The 17,293-nt window shown below is 34.6% G+C and carries 17 protein-coding genes; 6 read left to right on the top strand and 11 right to left on the bottom strand.

Going from position 1 to position 17,293, the window contains the following annotated elements:
* Positions 1-2: 2 nt before the first annotated feature.
* Together ACZZZI_RS20940 and mnmC2 are read right to left on the bottom strand one after the other, a co-directional pair.
* The gene (locus tag ACZZZI_RS20940) at positions 3-950 is read right to left on the bottom strand and encodes an aldo/keto reductase (RefSeq protein WP_463491220.1); all 948 of its coding nucleotides are present in this window, start codon (positions 948-950) and stop codon (positions 3-5) included.
* Between the two features lie 275 nt (positions 951-1,225).
* On the bottom strand, positions 1,226-1,891 hold the full coding sequence (mnmC2, locus tag ACZZZI_RS20935; RefSeq protein WP_463491218.1) for a tRNA (5-methylaminomethyl-2-thiouridine)(34)-methyltransferase MnmC2: 666 nt from the start codon (positions 1,889-1,891) through the stop codon (positions 1,226-1,228).
* A 176-nt stretch (positions 1,892-2,067) separates the two neighbouring features.
* On the opposite strand from mnmC2, the gene ACZZZI_RS20930 reads away from it, so the two are divergent.
* Positions 2,068-2,412, top strand: a complete 345-nt coding sequence (locus ACZZZI_RS20930; protein ID WP_463491216.1) for an MmcQ/YjbR family DNA-binding protein — start codon at positions 2,068-2,070, stop codon at positions 2,410-2,412.
* On the opposite strand, the gene ACZZZI_RS20925 is transcribed toward ACZZZI_RS20930, so the two are convergent.
* The 3 genes from ACZZZI_RS20925 to ACZZZI_RS20915 all read right to left on the bottom strand — a co-directional run bounded on the left by ACZZZI_RS20925 (position 2,409) and on the right by ACZZZI_RS20915 (position 5,928).
* Positions 2,409-2,873, bottom strand: a complete 465-nt coding sequence (locus tag ACZZZI_RS20925; RefSeq protein WP_316757320.1) for a DinB family protein — start codon at positions 2,871-2,873, stop codon at positions 2,409-2,411. The two genes, ACZZZI_RS20930 and ACZZZI_RS20925, sit on opposite strands and share 4 nt — an antisense overlap.
* Positions 2,874-2,891: 18 nt before the next feature.
* Entirely contained in the window at positions 2,892-3,668 is a 777-nt protein-coding gene (locus tag ACZZZI_RS20920) for a DUF2625 domain-containing protein (protein ID WP_463491214.1), read from the bottom strand.
* Between the two features lie 223 nt (positions 3,669-3,891).
* The gene (locus ACZZZI_RS20915; RefSeq protein ID WP_316757322.1) at positions 3,892-5,928 is read right to left on the bottom strand and encodes a M13 family metallopeptidase; all 2,037 of its coding nucleotides are present in this window, start codon (positions 5,926-5,928) and stop codon (positions 3,892-3,894) included.
* 589 nt (positions 5,929-6,517) lie between these two features.
* On the opposite strand from ACZZZI_RS20915, the gene ACZZZI_RS20910 reads away from it, so the two are divergent.
* Positions 6,518-8,491 carry a heavy metal translocating P-type ATPase gene (locus ACZZZI_RS20910; RefSeq protein ID WP_463491212.1) on the top strand — a complete coding sequence of 658 codons (1,974 nt, stop codon included), beginning with the start codon at positions 6,518-6,520 and terminating at the stop codon, positions 8,489-8,491.
* 127 nt (positions 8,492-8,618) lie between these two features.
* Here the strand turns inward: ACZZZI_RS20910 and sucC are convergent, their stop codons facing one another.
* The 6 genes from sucC to ACZZZI_RS20880 all read right to left on the bottom strand — a co-directional run bounded on the left by sucC (position 8,619) and on the right by ACZZZI_RS20880 (position 13,749).
* Positions 8,619-9,818 (bottom strand): ADP-forming succinate--CoA ligase subunit beta, encoded by a 1,200-nt coding sequence (gene sucC, locus ACZZZI_RS20905; protein ID WP_316757324.1) that lies wholly within the window; start codon positions 9,816-9,818, stop codon positions 8,619-8,621.
* Positions 9,819-10,111: 293 nt separating this feature from the next.
* Positions 10,112-10,810: a hypothetical protein gene (locus ACZZZI_RS20900; RefSeq protein WP_463491210.1), complete on the bottom strand. Its 699-nt coding sequence runs from the start codon at positions 10,808-10,810 to the stop codon at positions 10,112-10,114.
* 44 nt (positions 10,811-10,854) lie between these two features.
* Positions 10,855-11,163: a hypothetical protein gene (locus tag ACZZZI_RS20895; RefSeq protein WP_344768602.1), complete on the bottom strand. Its 309-nt coding sequence runs from the start codon at positions 11,161-11,163 to the stop codon at positions 10,855-10,857.
* A gap of 10 nt (positions 11,164-11,173) precedes the next feature.
* A complete protein-coding gene (locus ACZZZI_RS20890) occupies positions 11,174-12,760 on the bottom strand; it encodes a DUF4153 domain-containing protein (RefSeq protein ID WP_463491208.1) in 1,587 nt (528 codons plus the stop codon).
* 55 nt (positions 12,761-12,815) lie between these two features.
* Positions 12,816-13,112, bottom strand: coding sequence for a winged helix-turn-helix domain-containing protein (locus tag ACZZZI_RS20885; RefSeq protein WP_316757329.1), 297 nt, complete (start codon positions 13,110-13,112; stop codon positions 12,816-12,818).
* 1 nt (position 13,113) lies between these two features.
* The gene (locus tag ACZZZI_RS20880; protein WP_316757330.1) at positions 13,114-13,749 is read right to left on the bottom strand and encodes a hypothetical protein; all 636 of its coding nucleotides are present in this window, start codon (positions 13,747-13,749) and stop codon (positions 13,114-13,116) included.
* A 166-nt stretch (positions 13,750-13,915) separates the two neighbouring features.
* Here ACZZZI_RS20880 and ACZZZI_RS20875 point away from each other — a divergent pair, with 166 nt between their 5' ends.
* The 4 genes from ACZZZI_RS20875 to ACZZZI_RS20860 all read left to right on the top strand — a co-directional run bounded on the left by ACZZZI_RS20875 (position 13,916) and on the right by ACZZZI_RS20860 (position 17,241).
* Complete coding sequence (locus ACZZZI_RS20875; RefSeq protein ID WP_316757332.1) at positions 13,916-14,566, top strand: ABC transporter ATP-binding protein; 651 nt, start codon at positions 13,916-13,918, stop codon at positions 14,564-14,566.
* 77 nt (positions 14,567-14,643) lie between these two features.
* A complete protein-coding gene (locus tag ACZZZI_RS20870; RefSeq protein ID WP_344768607.1) occupies positions 14,644-15,123 on the top strand; it encodes an ATP-grasp domain-containing protein in 480 nt (159 codons plus the stop codon).
* Positions 15,095-15,733 (top strand): HAD family hydrolase, encoded by a 639-nt coding sequence (locus ACZZZI_RS20865; protein WP_463491205.1) that lies wholly within the window; start codon positions 15,095-15,097, stop codon positions 15,731-15,733. Before ACZZZI_RS20870 ends, ACZZZI_RS20865 begins: the two co-directional genes overlap by 29 nt.
* 2 nt (positions 15,734-15,735) lie before the next feature.
* Positions 15,736-17,241 (top strand): S41 family peptidase, encoded by a 1,506-nt coding sequence (locus ACZZZI_RS20860; protein ID WP_463491203.1) that lies wholly within the window; start codon positions 15,736-15,738, stop codon positions 17,239-17,241.
* The last annotated feature ends 52 nt before the right edge of the window (positions 17,242-17,293 follow it).

The following is a 17,293-nucleotide window of genomic DNA, read 5'->3' as shown; positions in this document are numbered from 1 at the left end:
TTTTAATAGATACTTGCTTTATCTAAAAGTGAAATATCTTCAGGTGTTAATTTAAGATTTGCCGCCTCGGTAAACGATTTTAACTGACTTAAATCGGTAACGCTGGCAATTGGAGCTGTTATTGATGGGTGATAAATTAACCATGCTAATGCAACTGAAGCCTGTTCTACATGGTGTTTATCTGCAACTTCATCCAAAGCTTTTAAAATTTTAAAACCACGTTCGTTAAGGTATTTTTTAACCCCACCACCACGCTGACTTTTATTTAAATCATCCTCACTGCGGTATTTTCCTGTTAAAAAACCACTCGCTAACGAGTAATAGGTTACAACGCCCAAATCATGTTCTAAACAAATTTTTTCGTGGTCCCTTTCAAAATCTTCTCTATCAAATAGGTTGTAGCCTGGTTGATAAACCTGATATTTTGGTAGATCGTTAGCAGAAGAAGAAAGTAAAGATTCTTTTAACCGATCAGCCGAAAAATTTGAAGCGCCAACCCAGCGTACTTTTCCTGCCCTAATTAAGGTTTCATAAGCACTTAAAGTTTCTTCAACAGGTGTTGTTTCATCATCAAAATGCGAAAAATACAAATCGATATAATCTGTTTGTAACCGAGATAAAGAATGCTCGACCTCATTTATTATGTAATCTTTTTTTAACGATTTACCCTGACCCATATCAGATCCAACCTTTGTCGCGAGAATCACATCATGACGTTTATTGTGTTTTTTAAGCCAATTGCCAATAATAGTTTCCGATTCGCCACCCTTATTGCCAGGTACCCAACGAGAATAAACATCAGCGGTATCAATAAAATTAAAGCCAGTTTCAATAAAATGGTCTAAAATTTCAAATGATTTTTGCTCGTCAATTGTCCAGCCAAAAACGTTCCCTCCAAATACAATGGGTGCAATATTTAAATCTGTTTTACCTAATATTTTTTTTTCCATGATATGCTTTTTAATATTAGCTTAACAAAAATATTATGATGCGGTTTCGTTTGGAAGTCGAAATTGTGTCAGATTTATAAAGTAAAAACTATTTGAAAAGCAGTTTCATGCAATTGTTAAAGTCAGTCCTGTTTTACGCTTTACCTTTAACTACCTTCCCGCAACCTGAAGATCACGGGTTAAAGGGTATCGCTTCAACCAGGTTTATAAAATCCAGCTTCAGCTACTATTTATGTTTTTTATGCGAAACGCCCATTATTCATCATATACTCCATTTACACCCCTTTAGTAGCTCTTAACATTTCCCTTTTTCCAGGTGCTCCAGGCAATTTTTCAATCGTAAAACCATTAGCCTTAACTGCTCTTTTTAGTTTTCCTGTAATGGCATAGGTAACAAAAGTTCCACCAGGTTTTAAAAAGCTACATGCGTGAGATATGATTTCATCACTCCACATTTCGGGTTGGTGCTGAACTGAAAATGCATCGTAATAAATTACATCGAACTTTTTATCTGTTTCGAACTCGGCAAGCGTAGTATAAGGAATTTCGAGTTTACAAAGCGGAGATAAGGTTTGCTGGGTTTTTAAAGCATTATCGTAATTTGAAATAAAATCACTCCAAATTTCTTCAGTTACATATGCTGCATAACCAGTTTGTTCAATTACTTCGGTTGTTAATGGAAAAGCCTCAATACTGGTATAATCTAAGTTTATGTGGTTTTCCGAACAGTACTCAAAACTCAAAATGAAATTTAACCCTGTGCCAAAACCCACCTCTAAAATTGATATTTCTGATTGTTCTGATGATGCAAACTTCAATCCAGCATCAATAAATACGTGTTTGCTTTCTTGTAAAGCACCATGTTTACTATGATAATGCTCACCAATGGTTTCGTTATAAAGCGTATTGGAGCCATCGGCGGTTGGAGTTATAATATTCATTTGCAAGGGAGTTTGTCCAGGATTTATAAGATGATAAGACTTCAAAATTCTTGTGAAGAATTATTACTTTCGTTTTAGAATTATAATTGGTGCAAACATAGTGAAATTCGGGATTGTTTACCCTAAACCCTAAACCCTAAACCCTAAACCCTAAACCCTAAACCCTAAACCCTAAAATGGATATAGAATCATTCAGAGAATATTGTTTAAGCCTGCCAGGCACAAACGAAGGTATAAAGTGGGAACATTTGTGCTTTATGATTGAAGAAAAAATCTACATTATAATCGCTATTGAAGAGGGGACAAGGTTTTCGATCAAATGTAATCCAGATGATTTTGATGCTTTAACAGCAAGAGACGGGATAGCACAAGCTTATCATTTAGCAAAACGCCAGTGGATTCAGGTTGAGAATTTAGATGTTTTAAATGATAAAGAATTAAAATCCAGAGTTGCTGACTCTAGAGCGCTGGTTTTAGCAAAGTTGCCTAAAAAAATTCAAGCGAAATACAGTGATAATTAAACCAGTTTTTTGAGTGCCATAATGTAACCGATATGCATACCTTCATGAAAAGGAATAAAATTTATAGCATCTTCAATGGTTTTTAATTTCATGCCATAACGTTTATCCCACGGTTCGAATTCTAAAAATAAACCATTAATATAGTCCGTTTTAAACTGCTCTAAACTGGCTAATAAATTGTTGTATATACTTTCAATTTCCAGTTCGTCAAAGTATTTTTCAGGTTTCGTTCCGCTTAAAAAAGGGAGAACGTATTCATCAGCTACATTTGCCGTCAACCCCGATCTAACATAACATAGGTTTTGTTGCGCTGCAGTTAAATGTGCAATATTCCAGATGATATTGTTGTTAAATCCATTAGGTATTTTATTTAGCTGTCCAATAGTTAAATCTTTTACTAAATCTAAAATGAATTTTCTGGTGTTTAAAATTTGATTTATAGCACATTCAACGCTTTTCATTCAGTATAGAATTATAGTTTATTGTTTAGAGTCATCTTTCTTAATTCCTTTATCCACGTTCAATTCCTTCGATTTCATAATATTAAATCTATACATATCCTCCGTTGGAACAAGTTTTCTTGTACATTTTTCGATATCTGTTCCTTCTTCCCACAAGTACGGGCGGAAGCTGTAAGTTTTACTGCCATCTAAATTCGAAATAAATTGGTTCCAGCTATTCCAACGTAAACCTTTATAAAATTTAGATAAATCGCTATCGAAACAAAATATTAAAAACTCTCCGTAACCAGCTCCGAGCGGTTGCCAGGTTAAAGAATTCGGTTCTAAGTAATAAACATTTTTAATATCTTTCCCTAAGCCACCATAATTAATCGCAAAGAAACCACCCACAGCATCATCAGCAATTAAAAGATAAGGAACATTATCGCCATATTCTTTAATAGTTTTGTCTTTATTCCATTCTGCAATGTTTCTATTTAAACGCTCGCTACCAGAACCTAAGATTCTTATCCAGCCGTTATCAACCATAATTCCACCAGTATTATAAATTACCGAACCAAGAGTTGCATAGGTTGTCATTTGCGAATTATACAAAACCTCTTTAGCCTTTGCCGAATCAACGGGTAAAACCTCCACCTTGTTTTTTGCTGCATCAATCCATTTTTGCACAAGCGGCCAAGCTGGGTCAGTATTGTTTATTAATTTATCAACACTTATTAATTTATTTTGCGCAAAGGTGGTTATTGAAAATAAAGATAAACTAATAATGAGGATTGCTATGGATTTGCTTTTCATGCTAATGCTTTTGTTGTTTTCAAAGATATAACGATAATCCATAAATAGGATTGAACAATATTTAATTTTAATAGCAAATGGTGCTAAAAAAAACGCTCCCGAATTTATCGGAAGCGTTCGAATTATAGGTTTGAAATTCCTCCTAGGGATGAAAATCTTTATTTGGGTTAAGATAAAGAGCTAATATTTTTTCTCTTTATATCTTTAAACCTTAAACTTAGTTTTACCACATTCTAATTCTGTCTTCTGGTTTCTTGTATAATTTATCTCCAGGTTTAACATCAAAAGCTTGGTACCATGCATCCATATTTACTGGTGCACCAATTGTACGGTACGGACCAGGAGAATGTGGATCAGTTTTAATTAACTGAGCAGCACTTTCTGGCAAAATATTACCTCTCCATACCTGCGCCCAAGCCAAGAAGAAACGTTGATCTGGTGTAAAACCATCAATTTTTTCGTTGCTCTGACCTTGCTTCGTCATTTTGAAAGCGGTATAAGCTGCATTTAATCCACCTAAATCGCCAATGTTTTCGCCCATTGTTAATTTACCGATTACATGTACCGTATCTAAAACAGTATACGCATCAAATTGTTCGCCTAATGCTTTTGTTTTAGCATTAAATTTTGCTTTATCTTCTGCAGTCCACCAGTCTTTTAGGTTACCTTTAGCATCGTATTGACTTCCGCTATCATCAAAACCATGACTCATTTCGTGACCGATTACCGCCCCAATTCCGCCGTAATTTAAGGCATCGTCAGCATTTGGATCAAAGAAAGGGAATTGTAAAATTCCAGCAGGGAAAGTAATAGAATTCATTGTAGGACTGTAAGATGCATTTACTGTTGGCGGTGTCATGCCAAAACGAGTACGATCTACAGGTTTTCCTAATCTATTTACATTCTCATTGTAGCCCCAAACACTTGCGTTACGTAAATTTTGAAAATATGTGCCTTTGTTAATATCTAAGCCAGTATAAGTTTCCCATTTAGTTGTGTAACCAACTTTTGGCTCAAATGCAGCAAGTTTCTCAAGTGCTTTTTTCTTAGTTTCGGCACTCATCCATTCTAAACCATTAATTCTAATTTCAAAAGCTTTACGTAAGTTCACAATCATTGCGTCCATACGGGCTTTAGCTTCTGGTTTAAAATATTTAGCTACATAAAGCTGACCTAATAATTCGCCAATTGTGCCATCAGTTAAAGACGACATACGTTGCCAACGTGGAGTTTGTACTTTCTGACCAGTTTGTGCTTGTGTAAAAGCAAAACTTGCTTTTACAAATGGAGAACTTAAGCTAGATGCAGAACCTTTCAAAATGTTCCATTCTAAATAAGTTTTCCAATCGGCAACAGAAACCGATTTTAACATACCATCAACGCTAGTCATAAATTTAGGTGAGGAAACCAATAACGTATCCTGACCTTTAATTTTAAATTTAGGTAAATAGGTAGCCCAGTTAATATCTGGTGTTTTTTTGTTTAATTCGGCAACAGTAAGTTTGTTGTAAGTTGCATAAGGATCACGCATCTCCAAACGACTCATTTGTGCTTCAGCAAACTGCTTTTCTATTTTAAAAACTGTTTCTGCCTTCTTTTTTGCTTCTTCGGCACTGCTACCAGTTAAGCTAAAAAGCGTATTCATGTAAGTATTGTAAGCTTCACGAATTTTTACACTACGCGTATCGTCCTTTAAATAATAATCGCGATCGGGTAAAGTTGTGCCGCCCTGACCAATATTAACCATGTATTTGTTAACATTTTTGCGATCCTGGCCAACGCCTACGCTAAACATTCCGCCACCTAAACCATTTACACGCATGTAAGCAACCTGGTCTAAAACGCCCTGAATGTCTTTAATTTGTTTAATCTTTTCTAGGTCAGCTTTAATAGGTGTGTAACCTAATTTTTCGATAGTTACCGTATCCATTGCTGCGGCAAAGAAATCGCCAACTCTACGTTTTACCGAACCAACCGGAGCCGATTTATCAGCAGCAGCATCTTCAACAAGCGATTTTACAGCATTAATGTTAAAATCACGAAGTTCGTTAAATGATCCCCAACGTGTTTCTTTTGCCGGAACGGGGTTGTTTTTTATCCATGTACCACTTGCGTACTGATAAAAATCGTCGCCTGGTTTCACAGATAAATCCATGTTGGCAGGGTCGATGTATTTTTTTGGTGCTTGCGCATTTGCAGAAAGGCCAGCAGCGACTATACCAAGTGCCGCAAAATATCCTTTCAAATTCTGGTATTTCATTCGCTTAAAAAGTTAGTTTTTACAGCGAAATTTATGAAATACTAATTAATACTGAAACAATATATTAATAATATTACTTGTTAAACCAGTAATAAATTTTTGTAAGGCCAAGTCTTCGAAGAAATTCTGTTGGCGAAAATAGGGTTTTAATAGATTTCATGATTTTAAATCTTTTATACACTATTAACATTTTTTAACACTATTTATTGTGTATATGTAAAAATTTTAGTTATTAAGAATGATTCGGAATAGAGCCGCGTATTTTAACTAGTTTTGATAATATGCATTTTTAAACTTACAGGATTTGGAAATAAATGTTTCGTATTTCATCGGATGATGAAGTCCCGCCATTCACTTCAATCTTTTTGTGTCTGTCATCGCTAGCTTGTTCGAAGGATGGAAACAAAAAGTATTTCCGTTTCTGTCGGGTTTATTTAACTTTAAACAGTGCATTTATTTGAGCCACTTAAACCCGATAAAGTGGAAAACCCGCATCCCGATTTTTCATCGGGAGTGGATTTGAAACGATAGCGGGAACACTGAAACCGAAAAGCTTCTGCAATTGCTTTTCAAAATAAAATAATTAATAATGAGTCATTCCCACGATAAAGAAGATAGCTGTTGCACTAGTAAAGCCCATAACCACGAGCATAAACACTCGCATGATGATGGCGATGAACACGATCATGACCACGGCGGCGACCCATCTGCGTTTAAAACTTATTTGCCCGCAGTAGTTACGCTTGCCATGTTGCTTATTGGTATTGCTTTCGATAATATTTTTAAAATTAAAGCTTTTGATGTTATTCGCCCGTATTGGTATATCGTTGCTTATTTGCCTGTTGGCGTGCCAGTTTTGAAAGAGGTATGGGAAACGTTTAAAAACAAAGATTTTTTCACCGAGTTTTCTTTAATGTCTATTGCTACAATTGGTGCTTTTGCAATTTGCGAATATCCAGAGGGAGTTACAGTAATGCTTTTTTACACTATTGGCGAACTGTTTCAAATGGCTGCGGTAAATCGGGCAAAAAGAAATATATCTGCTTTGTTGGATGTTAGAGCGGATATTGCAAACGTTTTAAGAAATGGAAAGTACGAAAGCGTTGCTCCTGACCAAGTAAAAGTTGGTGAAACTATTCAGATAAAAGCTGGTGAGAAAATTCCTCTTGATGGTGAAATGTTATCTGAAAAAAGCAGTTTCAATACAGCGGCGTTAACAGGAGAAAGTAAACCTAAAACCATTAAAAAAGGAGAAAATGTTTTAGCAGGAATGCTGAATGAAGAACAGGTTATAGAAATTAAAGTAACCAAGGTTTTTGCAGACAGTGCTTTATCGCGGATTTTAGAAATGGTACAAAATGCCACTGCACGAAAAGCAAAAACAGAATTATTTATCCGCAAGTTTGCTAAAATTTATACACCAATAGTATTCTTTTTGGCCCTCGCCTTGGTAACCATTCCGATTTTAATTTTAGGTAGCGAATACCATTTCCAAACCTGGTTGTATCGCTCGTTGGTTTTTCTGGTAATTTCTTGTCCTTGCGCTTTAGTTATTTCTATTCCGCTTGGTTATTTTGGAGGTATAGGTGCAGCATCGGCCAATGGAATATTGTTTAAAGGATCTAACTTTTTAGATTTAATTACCAAGCTGAATACCGTAGTAATGGATAAAACAGGCACTTTAACTAAAGGTGTTTTTAAAGTTCAAAAGGTAGAAAGTAACATCGATGAAAATGAGTTTCTAAGTTTTTTAACTGCAGTTGAAGCAAAATCTACGCATCCAATTGCTAAAGCCATTGTAGATTACACTAAAGAAAAGCAAGCTTATCACGCAGAAAATATCAAAGAAATTGCTGGAAAAGGATTGATGGGCTCTGTAAATGGTAAGGAAGTTTTAGCGGGTAATGTTAAACTTTTAGAGCAATTTAATATCGTTTTCGATGCAGAAATTAACAAGATAGAAGAAAGCATTGTTGTTGTTGCGGTTGATAAGAAATATGCTGGTTATGTTTTAATTGCTGATGAAATTAAAGATGATTCGGCGGATGCAGTTAAACAATTGCATGAAAACGGCATAAAACAGGTTGTAATGTTAAGCGGAGATAAAACAACCATTGTTAAGAAAGTCGCGACAAGCTTAGGGATCGATTCTTCTTTTGGCGATTTATTGCCGCAAGATAAAGTGGCCCGACTTGAAGAAATTAAAAAAGACAAAACCAGAGTTGTTGCTTTTGTTGGCGATGGTATAAATGATACGCCAGTTTTAGCCATTAGCGATATTGGTATAGCAATGGGAGCGATGGGTAGCGATGCAGCCATCGAAACTGCTGATGTGGTAATACAAACCGATCAGCCCTCTAAAATTGTAACCGCAATTAAAATCGGTAAGGCTACAAAAAAAGTAGTCATCCAGAATATTGTACTCGCTTTTGCAGTTAAGGCTTTGGTTTTAATTTTAGGCGCAGGTGGTTTAGCTACCATGTGGGAAGCAGTTTTTGCTGATGTTGGCGTAGCTTTACTGGCAATTTTAAATGCGGTAAGAATTCAGAAAATGAAGTTTTAGTACTTACATTTATGGCAGCAAATTGATTCGAACTTGCTGGATCAAATAAAGAAATATTCATTAAAAGCAAAACAGGCTATCTTTTTGAGATAGCCTGTTTTGTTATATATTTAAGTTGTGTACTTAATTATGCTTGTTCAGCCAATACTTTAGTAACTAAATCTGCAGCTTCTTTAAGCGCTATTGCCGAGTAAACTTTAAGTCCAGACTCGTCGATTAATTTCTTAGCTTCTTCTGCGTTTGTACCTTGTAAACGGCAAATGATAGGCACAGGAATATTTCCGATTTCTTGGTAAGCATCGATAACACCTTGAGCAACACGATCGCAACGAACAATACCACCAAAAATGTTGATTAAAATAGCTTTAACGTTCGGATCTTTCAAAATAATGTTGAAAGCCGCTTTTACCGTTTGTGCATTTGCAGTTCCACCAACGTCTAAGAAGTTAGCAGGCTCACCACCAGCTAATTTAATAATATCCATTGTAGCCATTGCTAAACCAGCACCGTTAACCATACAACCTACGTTACCATCAAGGTTAACAAAGTTTAGGTTAGAAGCACTTGCTTCAACTTCCATTGGATCTTCCTCAGCAGTATCACGCATTGCTGCATAATCTGGATGACGATATAATGCGTTCTCATCAATATCAACCTTAGCATCAACTGCGATAACTTTGTCATCAGAAGTTTTTAAAACTGGGTTAATTTCGAACATTGAAGAATCAGTAGTATCGTAAGCTTTATATAAAGCAGTTACAAATTTAACCATTTCTTTATGTGCAGCACCGCTTAAACCTAAGTTAAAAGCTACCTTACGAGCTTGGAAACCCTGTAAGCCAACTTTAGGATCAATTTCTTCTTTGAAAATTAAGTGTGGTGTATGTTCAGCAACTTCTTCGATATCCATACCGCCTTCAGTACTGTACATAATAATATTGCGACCTTTTGCACGATCTAACAATACTGAAATGTAGTATTCTTTAGTTTCAGAAGCACCTGGATAATAAACATCCTGAGCAACTAAAATCTTACTTACCAATTTACCTTCTGGACCAGTTTGAGGTGTAACCAATTGCATACCAAGGATATCGGTTGCACGTTGTTTCACTTCATCAAGGTTTTTGGCTAATTTAACACCACCACCTTTACCGCGACCACCAGCGTGGATTTGCGCTTTAATTACAACCCAATCAGAGTTATAATCGATTTTTAATTGCTTAGCAGCCTCAACAGCTTGCTCAGGTGTATCGGCAACGATTCCTTCTTGAACGTTAACACCGAAACTTTTTAATATTTGTTTACCCTGGTATTCGTGAATATTCATTTGCTACAAAATTTGCCCAAAGCTACAATTTCAAACCCTTTAAACAAATAGCTATTTCCGTTTTTTTCTAGAAAATGAACGTTTTATGTTAATCGGGAATAGTAGCCCCGCTTTCGTTGCAATCTTTTTAAACTTCTGTCATTCTAAGGCACGAAGAATCTCTTTCATCGGTTGCAGATGCTTCGTGCCTCAGCATGACATTAATATTAAAGTTACGGCCAAAAAAGTATTTCCACTCAATCTGGTTTATTCAACTGCGAATGTAGTTCTTGGCCAATTGAGCTTAGCGATTCTTATAAAATCTTTTTTGCTAAAACTTTAACTTCATTTTTAAATGCATCATCAAAAACAGGCTTGGCCGAAGCTCCAGTTTTCAAATTGTAAACGAAGTATTCTATTTCATCTTTGTCATTAAGTTCTTTGTCCCCATTTGAATCTTTTATCAAATCCAACAAAATTAAGTTATGATTGCTGTCAATTTTCCAGCTATGAACCGAATAGTTTTCTGGCGAAATTTGAATAAATGCTTTTCCTTCCAAATTCGAAATAAACAACTTATTTAAATCTTTTGAAGTTAGTTTTTTATCGCCATTAAAATCTGAATCGGTTATTTCATAATAAATAAATTGGTCGGAAAATGTTGGAGCGTTGATCGGCCGATTTTCATAATTTCCAATTTTAAAATTGTTAATCAGTAGTTTTTTTCGCGTTAATAACTCGCTCTTGCCAGTAACAACATTATTGAAAATAATATTCCAATAGTTACTTTCTGTACTCCGACTGTAATCCTTATAATTCGAATTATTTAAACTTAGCGGATAAATGATAGTATTTGTATTGCTGATAATTATCGAAGAGCTATGAGGCATTTTGATATCAACGGCATCATCAATTTTAAGGGATTCTATAGTTGAAATGGTTTTATCCTCATTTGAGCAAGCTAGTAATAACAAAGTAATTGTTATCACAATTCCCGCGATTGTCTTTTTCATATTCATTTAATCAAGATTGTTTTTGATGAAATTGAAATTCGCTTTTAACTTCCTGCAATTGGAGAACCGAAAATGCCAACCGCCATTTCGGCCCAAACCAGAAATAGAATTAATAAAATAACCGCGAATAATATGTTTCTCAGTGTAATGGTTTTTACATTTCTGATCACAATTTCAATTGCTAAAGCTGTAATTAACAGGAGCGAACCTGCCGCTATAAAATCAGCTATAGTCCATTTTACTTCATTTGTAAATTGCATGGCAATTAGTGGAATGCTTAAAATAGTTGCTATAACGCTTAAAATTATGGTAACTCTTTGTTTGGTAGCGTTAATTGTTTGTTGATTTTTCATGATTTTGTTATTATTTGTTTATAGTTTTATTTAATCCAAAATATTCTGCCGTATTCCAATCTTGAAAACTTAGCGATAACCAGTTTAGGCTTTCATAACGCTCCCGAAAAGAATCTATCCGTTCATCTAATCGTTTCTGATAAAAATCAGCTGTTTGTGGTTTGGCAATTTCTGTTTGATATGGTGCTTCAGAAGGAGTATAATGTAGCTTAGCCCTGTATTTATCCAAAACAGGCAGTGTTTTATTCGAAAGAGAAAGTAAGAAATCTGCATCAATTGAAGTTTTGCTACTTTGTGTTAAATTGTATCTGGCTATAAAAACATCCCAGTTTATGCTACTAAAAACCAACAGGAGGGCAAACCAGATATTGCCATTAACTTTAAAAAGGTAAAAAAGCGTTTTTTGTCTATTAACTTTTAAGTAAACGGTAGCTAAACCGATTATACAAAGCAAGGCAAACACCAAAACTCCGATTCTTTTATGTGTTAAGCCATAAAATTCGATATAGTAACCATCACGAATAAAAACTGAGATGATGAGAATGAAGTTTTGAATCATCCAGGCAAAGGCAAGTGCTTTAAGTGTTTTGTTTTTGTAGTAAAAATTAAGGTTTCCTCTGAAAAAATATAATATAACAGCCATTGCTAAAACAATACTGAAAATTAGCGCATTCGTTCCGTCGTGTAAATCTGCAGAATAATTAACTTCTGCAAGGTTTCTCCCTTTTCCAAGCCATAGCCACCAAATGTCGATGCCGTTTAAGCATAGAAGTAGTAAATTAAGCGCTGCAAAGGAAATAAACCCAATGATGTATTCTGTTTTTAGGGCCAGTTTTTTATTAATTAATTGACCAAAAAAAGTATTTATAACTTCGTTCCAAATGCTGGTACTACGTTTATCCCTTCTTTTGCGTGATAAATTTTCATTAAAATAACTTTCTATTTTCCCAATTACGTTACTGTAAAAGGTTATCAATAACCCTCCAGTTACCAGAATGCCAAAGCATAGATGCATAAATCGGTCAAAACTTAAATCTTTAAAAATAAAACCGAAAGTGTTGTAGAAAAAGTCGCCGATGTTTACGAAAGTAACCTCTAGGTAATGCCCAAAAACCTTGTTTGCGCCACTGTAAATCATTGTAAAAACTAATACGATAAATAGTGGAAGAACAATGTACTTAATAGGGCGTATAATGGGTTTAAAGTTATAATTGCCGATTTTAACTTCTGATAATCTTTTTAATAAACTAAATGGAATGGTTATGAACTGCATCATTGCTGCTAAAAATGCCGCATAAATGCTTCTTATACTTTGATAATGCGAATAACCAACAAAAAATATGAAGCTAAAGAAGTAGGCTATTATTGATAAGTCGGAATTAATAATAACTACAAGTATTGCCGCAAACAAATGCGCAGCAGCATAAATTTTAAACTTAGTACTTTTTATTACTTCATCATTAAAAACCGTTATTGCAATAACGAAAATGCTGTAAAGTAAAAGATTCAATCCCAAATCTTCCATCCAAAAAAGATAATTAAATAACAGACCTCCAATTAGGGTGGAGAGTAAAAGGTAATTAGATTTTGTTTTCATTTTTTTAGTTATTAAAAGTGCTTTGAATTTCAAAGTGTTTGTTCAAAAAAAATATTTAAAGTTTATTAATCATTTTTTCAAGTGCATCTAAATGCGCTTTGAAAGCCTGTTTTCCTAAATTGGTAATCGAGTAGGTGGTACTTGTTTTTCGGCCAATAAAACCTTTATGTACCTTAATAAATTCCGCCTGTTCTAACGTGTTAAGATGCGAAGCTAAGTTCCCGTCTGTTAATTCTAGCATCTGTTTTAAATCGTTAAAACCAATTTCATCGTTAACCACCAGTACCGACATTACGCCTAACCTGATTCGGCTATCGAAAATTTTATTTAAATCTGCAATTGGGTTTTTCATTTTATTGGCCTTTCTCGTATTTAAAATACATTACCAATCCATAAATAATATGAAGTACGCCAAAACCCACAGCCCAAAATATTAAACCATAACCAACGTAAAACATACAAACCAATCCTAAAAAAACCTCCAGATAACCCAAATAACGAATATCGCTGTAGGTATATTTACTGGCATTTATAAGTGCTAATCCATAAAAAATTAAACAAGTTGGTGCAATAATGCTATACGTGTTTGGGTGATTTAATAACAAAGCGATAATAAACAAACCTCCCGCAACTAAAGGTGTAAAAAGATTAATAATTAACGATTTGGAGGTTTTGTCCCAAATTGGCAAATTATTGCGTTGGCTTTTTCTGTAGGTAAAAAGAATTCCACCTGCTAAAGCAACAAACAAAATAATCAAAGCAAGCTTAATTAAGTTGTATTCTAAATCCATTTCACCTTCAACGCCAAAGCTATAACCTCTTCCGTTAATAAATTTGTCGATTTCATCATTAGCAAAATAAGCACCTATTAAAGCAATAAAACCAGCGAAAACACCAGATAAGCCACTCAACGAAATAAATCTCGATGATCGATCCATCATTTTTCTGATATCTTTTAATGCATTTAGTTGTTCTTCTGAATTGCTCATTTTAAAAGTGCTTTGTTTTTCAAAGTTAAATAAGAAAATCATATCTGCAAACTTTTTTTAGAAATTATTTTACATCCTTTATTCTTTGATAGCGATCCTTGTTCTTTAGTCTTTCAGCTTTCCGCTTTATACTTTCTCCTTTAACCTTTTTTACTAAATTTGAGCCATGCTAAAAGCCACTGGAATAAGAAAATCGTACGGAAATCTACAAATACTAAAAGGTGTAAATTTTGAAGTAGAAAAAGGGGAGATTGTAAGTATTATAGGGCCGTCTGGAGCTGGGAAGAGTACATTGTTACATATTTTAGGTACACTCGATAAACCAGATGATGGCGTTGTTGAGCTTAAAGGAACCGTAATTAGTAAATTAAACGGTGAATTGCTAAGTGCGTTTCGAAATCAAAATATTGGCTTTGTGTTTCAATTTCATCATTTACTGCCCGAATTTAGCGCCATAGAGAATATTTGCATTCCTGCTTTTATAGCAAAAACAAATAAAAAACAAGCCGAAATCAGAGCCTTAGAATTGCTTGACTTATTTGGATTGAAAGATCGGGCGAATCATAAACCTAATCAATTATCAGGCGGTGAGCAACAAAGGGTAGCTATTGCAAGGGCTTTAATTAATAATCCAGCAATAATTTTAGCCGATGAACCATCAGGTAATTTGGATTCAGAAAATGCAGCCGCCCTTCATCAGCTCTTTGTTAGCTTAAGAGATAACTTTCAGCAAACCTTTGTAATTGTTACCCATAACGAACATTTGGCTAAAACGAGTGATCGGATAGTAACTATGAAGGATGGGGTGATTGTATAAAGCATAGATCTAATTTTCGTGTTTTGCAATAATGCAATCGAACAATAAAAACAATTTTACATACAACATATTACACATTGAAAATATTAATTACTGGAGGAAATAACGCAAAGGCACTAAAGCTGATGAAAGCATTTCCCACACATTTTGTTTTGTTAGCAGATTATGGCGATGTCCCAGGGATCGTTAGCGAGCACTACGCATTTTCTTCTTTAGGAATTTTAAATAAGGATAGTATTGCCCATATCTTATTAAACTTTTGTATTACAGAGTCGATTGATAGTATTATTCCACTGCATAATTTTGAAGTTGAACCGATTGCAAAGTCTGCCGTTCTGTTCGGCGAATATGGAATAGATGTTTTAACTCCACACGCCGACTTGGTTGCTGATTTCTTATCAACAGAAAAAAATACGTTTCAAAATTTTGCTGTATTTGTAAAAGGAGAATGCATTTTTGCGAGTGGAGGCGAAATTTTTGTGAAAAAGGAAGAAGGATTTAGCGGTGTATTTGGCTATAATTCTGCCGATGATGATTTTAAACTTTTTACAATATAGTATGGAAGGTCGTCAATACGCAAAAGACAAGCAAATTGTAATATTCGAGCTTGATGATGTCTTATTTCCAGCTAAAGATTATCTGCTCCAGGTATATTATCTGTTCGCCCAATTTATAGAATATACAGAACAAAAAAATGCGCAATCTATTTTAGATTTTATGCGCCTAGAATTTGAAAGTAATGGGTCAGATCAGCTTTTTGAAAAAACTGCAAAGAAATTTAAATTAGCGGATACTTATCAGCATAATTTTGATTTGCTGCATTTAAATGCTCGTTTACCATTAAAATTATTGCTATTCAAAAATATGCTAGATTTTTTACAAGAGTTGGTAATCGAGCGGAAGAAAATCTACATTGTAACAACAGGTAATCCAGAGCAACAATTAAATAAAATAAAACAAACCGAGTGGAATGGATTAGAAAAATATCTGATCGTTTTCTTCGCGGATGAACTGAATCTGCCAAAATCAGAAATTTTTCAGAACATATTATCAGACAACAATTTATCTGCTAAAGATGCGTTAGTTGTTGGTGCAAATAAATTTGATGAGCAACAATCCAAATTAATTAATTTGCCGTATATTGTGTCACTAGAAATTTACAAATAAATATGATTAAAAAATTTGCAGCACAAAGTATTCTCCTGAGTACTTTAGTTGTTATTGGGTTGGCAACATCTTGTAAAAAATCTTCTACTCCTGCAGATACTGCAAGTACACCCGAAACGAATACTTTACAAACCTCAACAACCAATCGAGATTATTTAACAAAGGATTCGATATTTCTTTACGCTAAACAAACTTACTTTTGGAACGTTGGTATGCCAAGTTACGATGGTTTCAATCCTCGTCAATATGCTACAAATGATGCAGTTATTGCAGCTTTGAAGGCATTGCCCAGTACAGGTGGTAAAGATAAATACTCTTTTATAGATAATGGGGCGGTAGCTACACAATTGGGTGGCGTAAGCGGTGATTTTGGATTTTCAATCTTCTTTGCATCTACTAATGATTTGAGAATTAAACTTGTTTATGCTACATCTCCAGCGGCAACAGTAGGACTAAAAAGAGGTTATCAAATCACTAAAATTAATGGATTTACAGACATCAATACAAGCAAAGCCAGTATTGATAAAATAGAAGATGCAGTATTTGGAAACGATGCAACAATATCTCTAACTGTTTTAAAACCAGATGGAACAAGTCAGGATGTAGTTGTAAGCCGTACAACTTATAACATTAACCCAATTTTATACTCCAATACCTACACTGTAGGAACTAAAAAGGTTGGATACATTGTCTTCAATAGTTTTACAACTAATTCTACAGCCCTGCTAGATGCTGCTTTTGCAAAATTTGCAACCGATGGTGTAAGTGAGCTAATAGTAGATTTGCGTTATAATGGAGGTGGTTCCGTTGCAACTTCAGAAGCTTTTACTAATTTAATTGCGCCTTCATCTCAAAATGGTAAAATAATGTACACCACTTATTGGACACAAACCATGCAGGATAATAAGGCAACTATTCTTCAAAATCAAAAGTTTTATGCCAAAGGAAATGATGGTGTGACTAGATTATATTCTTTTTTTGATTATCCTTGGGTACCAACACAAGCAGCTGGAAATCAAGAGGTTTTTGCTAAAAGAGGAACGCTTAATAACTTATCAAGGGTTTATTTTCTGGTAACAGCTTCAACAGCGTCGGCAAGTGAATTATTAATTAATAACTTAAAACCAGTAATGGATGTAAAGTTAATTGGTAAAAAAACTTATGGTAAGCCAGTTGGTTTCATCGGCCTGCATATCGATAAAAATGATTTGTACATTCCGCAGTTTCAAACTAAAAACCAATTAAATCAAGGTGATTATTTTGATGGTATGGCAGTAGATAAGGATATCGCAGATGATATTACTAAAGAATTTGGCGACCAAACAGAGAAACTTTTAGCACAAGCTCTAAATTACTCTGCCAGTGGATCATTCCTATCTGTTTTAAAAGAAAATACGGTAAGCAGTACTTCAGTCTTATCAAAAACACTAGCAGAGGATTTAACTGGTAAGCTTGATCATGGGTTTAAGGGAATGATTGAGACCAGAAAATTGAAATTGAATAAATAAACCAACCAAACTGTATTAATATTAAGCTGGTTACGTTCGTGCCAGCTTTTTT

The sequence above is a fragment of the Pedobacter sp. AC190 genome, from assembly GCF_979258025.1.
The sequence above is the reverse complement of the archived record's forward strand: the minus strand, read 5'-3'. Positions and strand labels throughout refer to the sequence as shown.

Coding starts and splice junctions, on each gene's coding strand:
- ACZZZI_RS20915 (WP_316757322.1), bottom strand. CDS start 5,928: ATGAAATACCAGAATTTGAAAGGATATTTTGCGGCACTTGGTATAGTC.
- ACZZZI_RS20930 (WP_463491216.1), top strand. CDS start 2,068: ATGGATATAGAATCATTCAGAGAATATTGTTTAAGCCTGCCAGGCACA.
- ACZZZI_RS20880 (WP_316757330.1), bottom strand. CDS start 13,749: ATGAGCAATTCAGAAGAACAACTAAATGCATTAAAAGATATCAGAAAA.
- mnmC2 (WP_463491218.1), bottom strand. CDS start 1,891: ATGAATATTATAACTCCAACCGCCGATGGCTCCAATACGCTTTATAAC.
- ACZZZI_RS20895 (WP_344768602.1), bottom strand. CDS start 11,163: ATGAAAAATCAACAAACAATTAACGCTACCAAACAAAGAGTTACCATA.
- ACZZZI_RS20890 (WP_463491208.1), bottom strand. CDS start 12,760: ATGAAAACAAAATCTAATTACCTTTTACTCTCCACCCTAATTGGAGGT.
- ACZZZI_RS20940 (WP_463491220.1), bottom strand. CDS start 950: ATGGAAAAAAAAATATTAGGTAAAACAGATTTAAATATTGCACCCATT.
- ACZZZI_RS20910 (WP_463491212.1), top strand. CDS start 6,518: ATGAGTCATTCCCACGATAAAGAAGATAGCTGTTGCACTAGTAAAGCC.
- ACZZZI_RS20920 (WP_463491214.1), bottom strand. CDS start 3,668: ATGAAAAGCAAATCCATAGCAATCCTCATTATTAGTTTATCTTTATTT.
- ACZZZI_RS20885 (WP_316757329.1), bottom strand. CDS start 13,112: ATGAAAAACCCAATTGCAGATTTAAATAAAATTTTCGATAGCCGAATC.
- ACZZZI_RS20875 (WP_316757332.1), top strand. CDS start 13,916: ATGCTAAAAGCCACTGGAATAAGAAAATCGTACGGAAATCTACAAATA.
- ACZZZI_RS20860 (WP_463491203.1), top strand. CDS start 15,736: ATGATTAAAAAATTTGCAGCACAAAGTATTCTCCTGAGTACTTTAGTT.
- ACZZZI_RS20900 (WP_463491210.1), bottom strand. CDS start 10,810: ATGAAAAAGACAATCGCGGGAATTGTGATAACAATTACTTTGTTATTA.
- sucC (WP_316757324.1), bottom strand. CDS start 9,818: ATGAATATTCACGAATACCAGGGTAAACAAATATTAAAAAGTTTCGGT.
- ACZZZI_RS20865 (WP_463491205.1), top strand. CDS start 15,095: ATGATGATTTTAAACTTTTTACAATATAGTATGGAAGGTCGTCAATAC.
- ACZZZI_RS20925 (WP_316757320.1), bottom strand. CDS start 2,873: ATGAAAAGCGTTGAATGTGCTATAAATCAAATTTTAAACACCAGAAAA.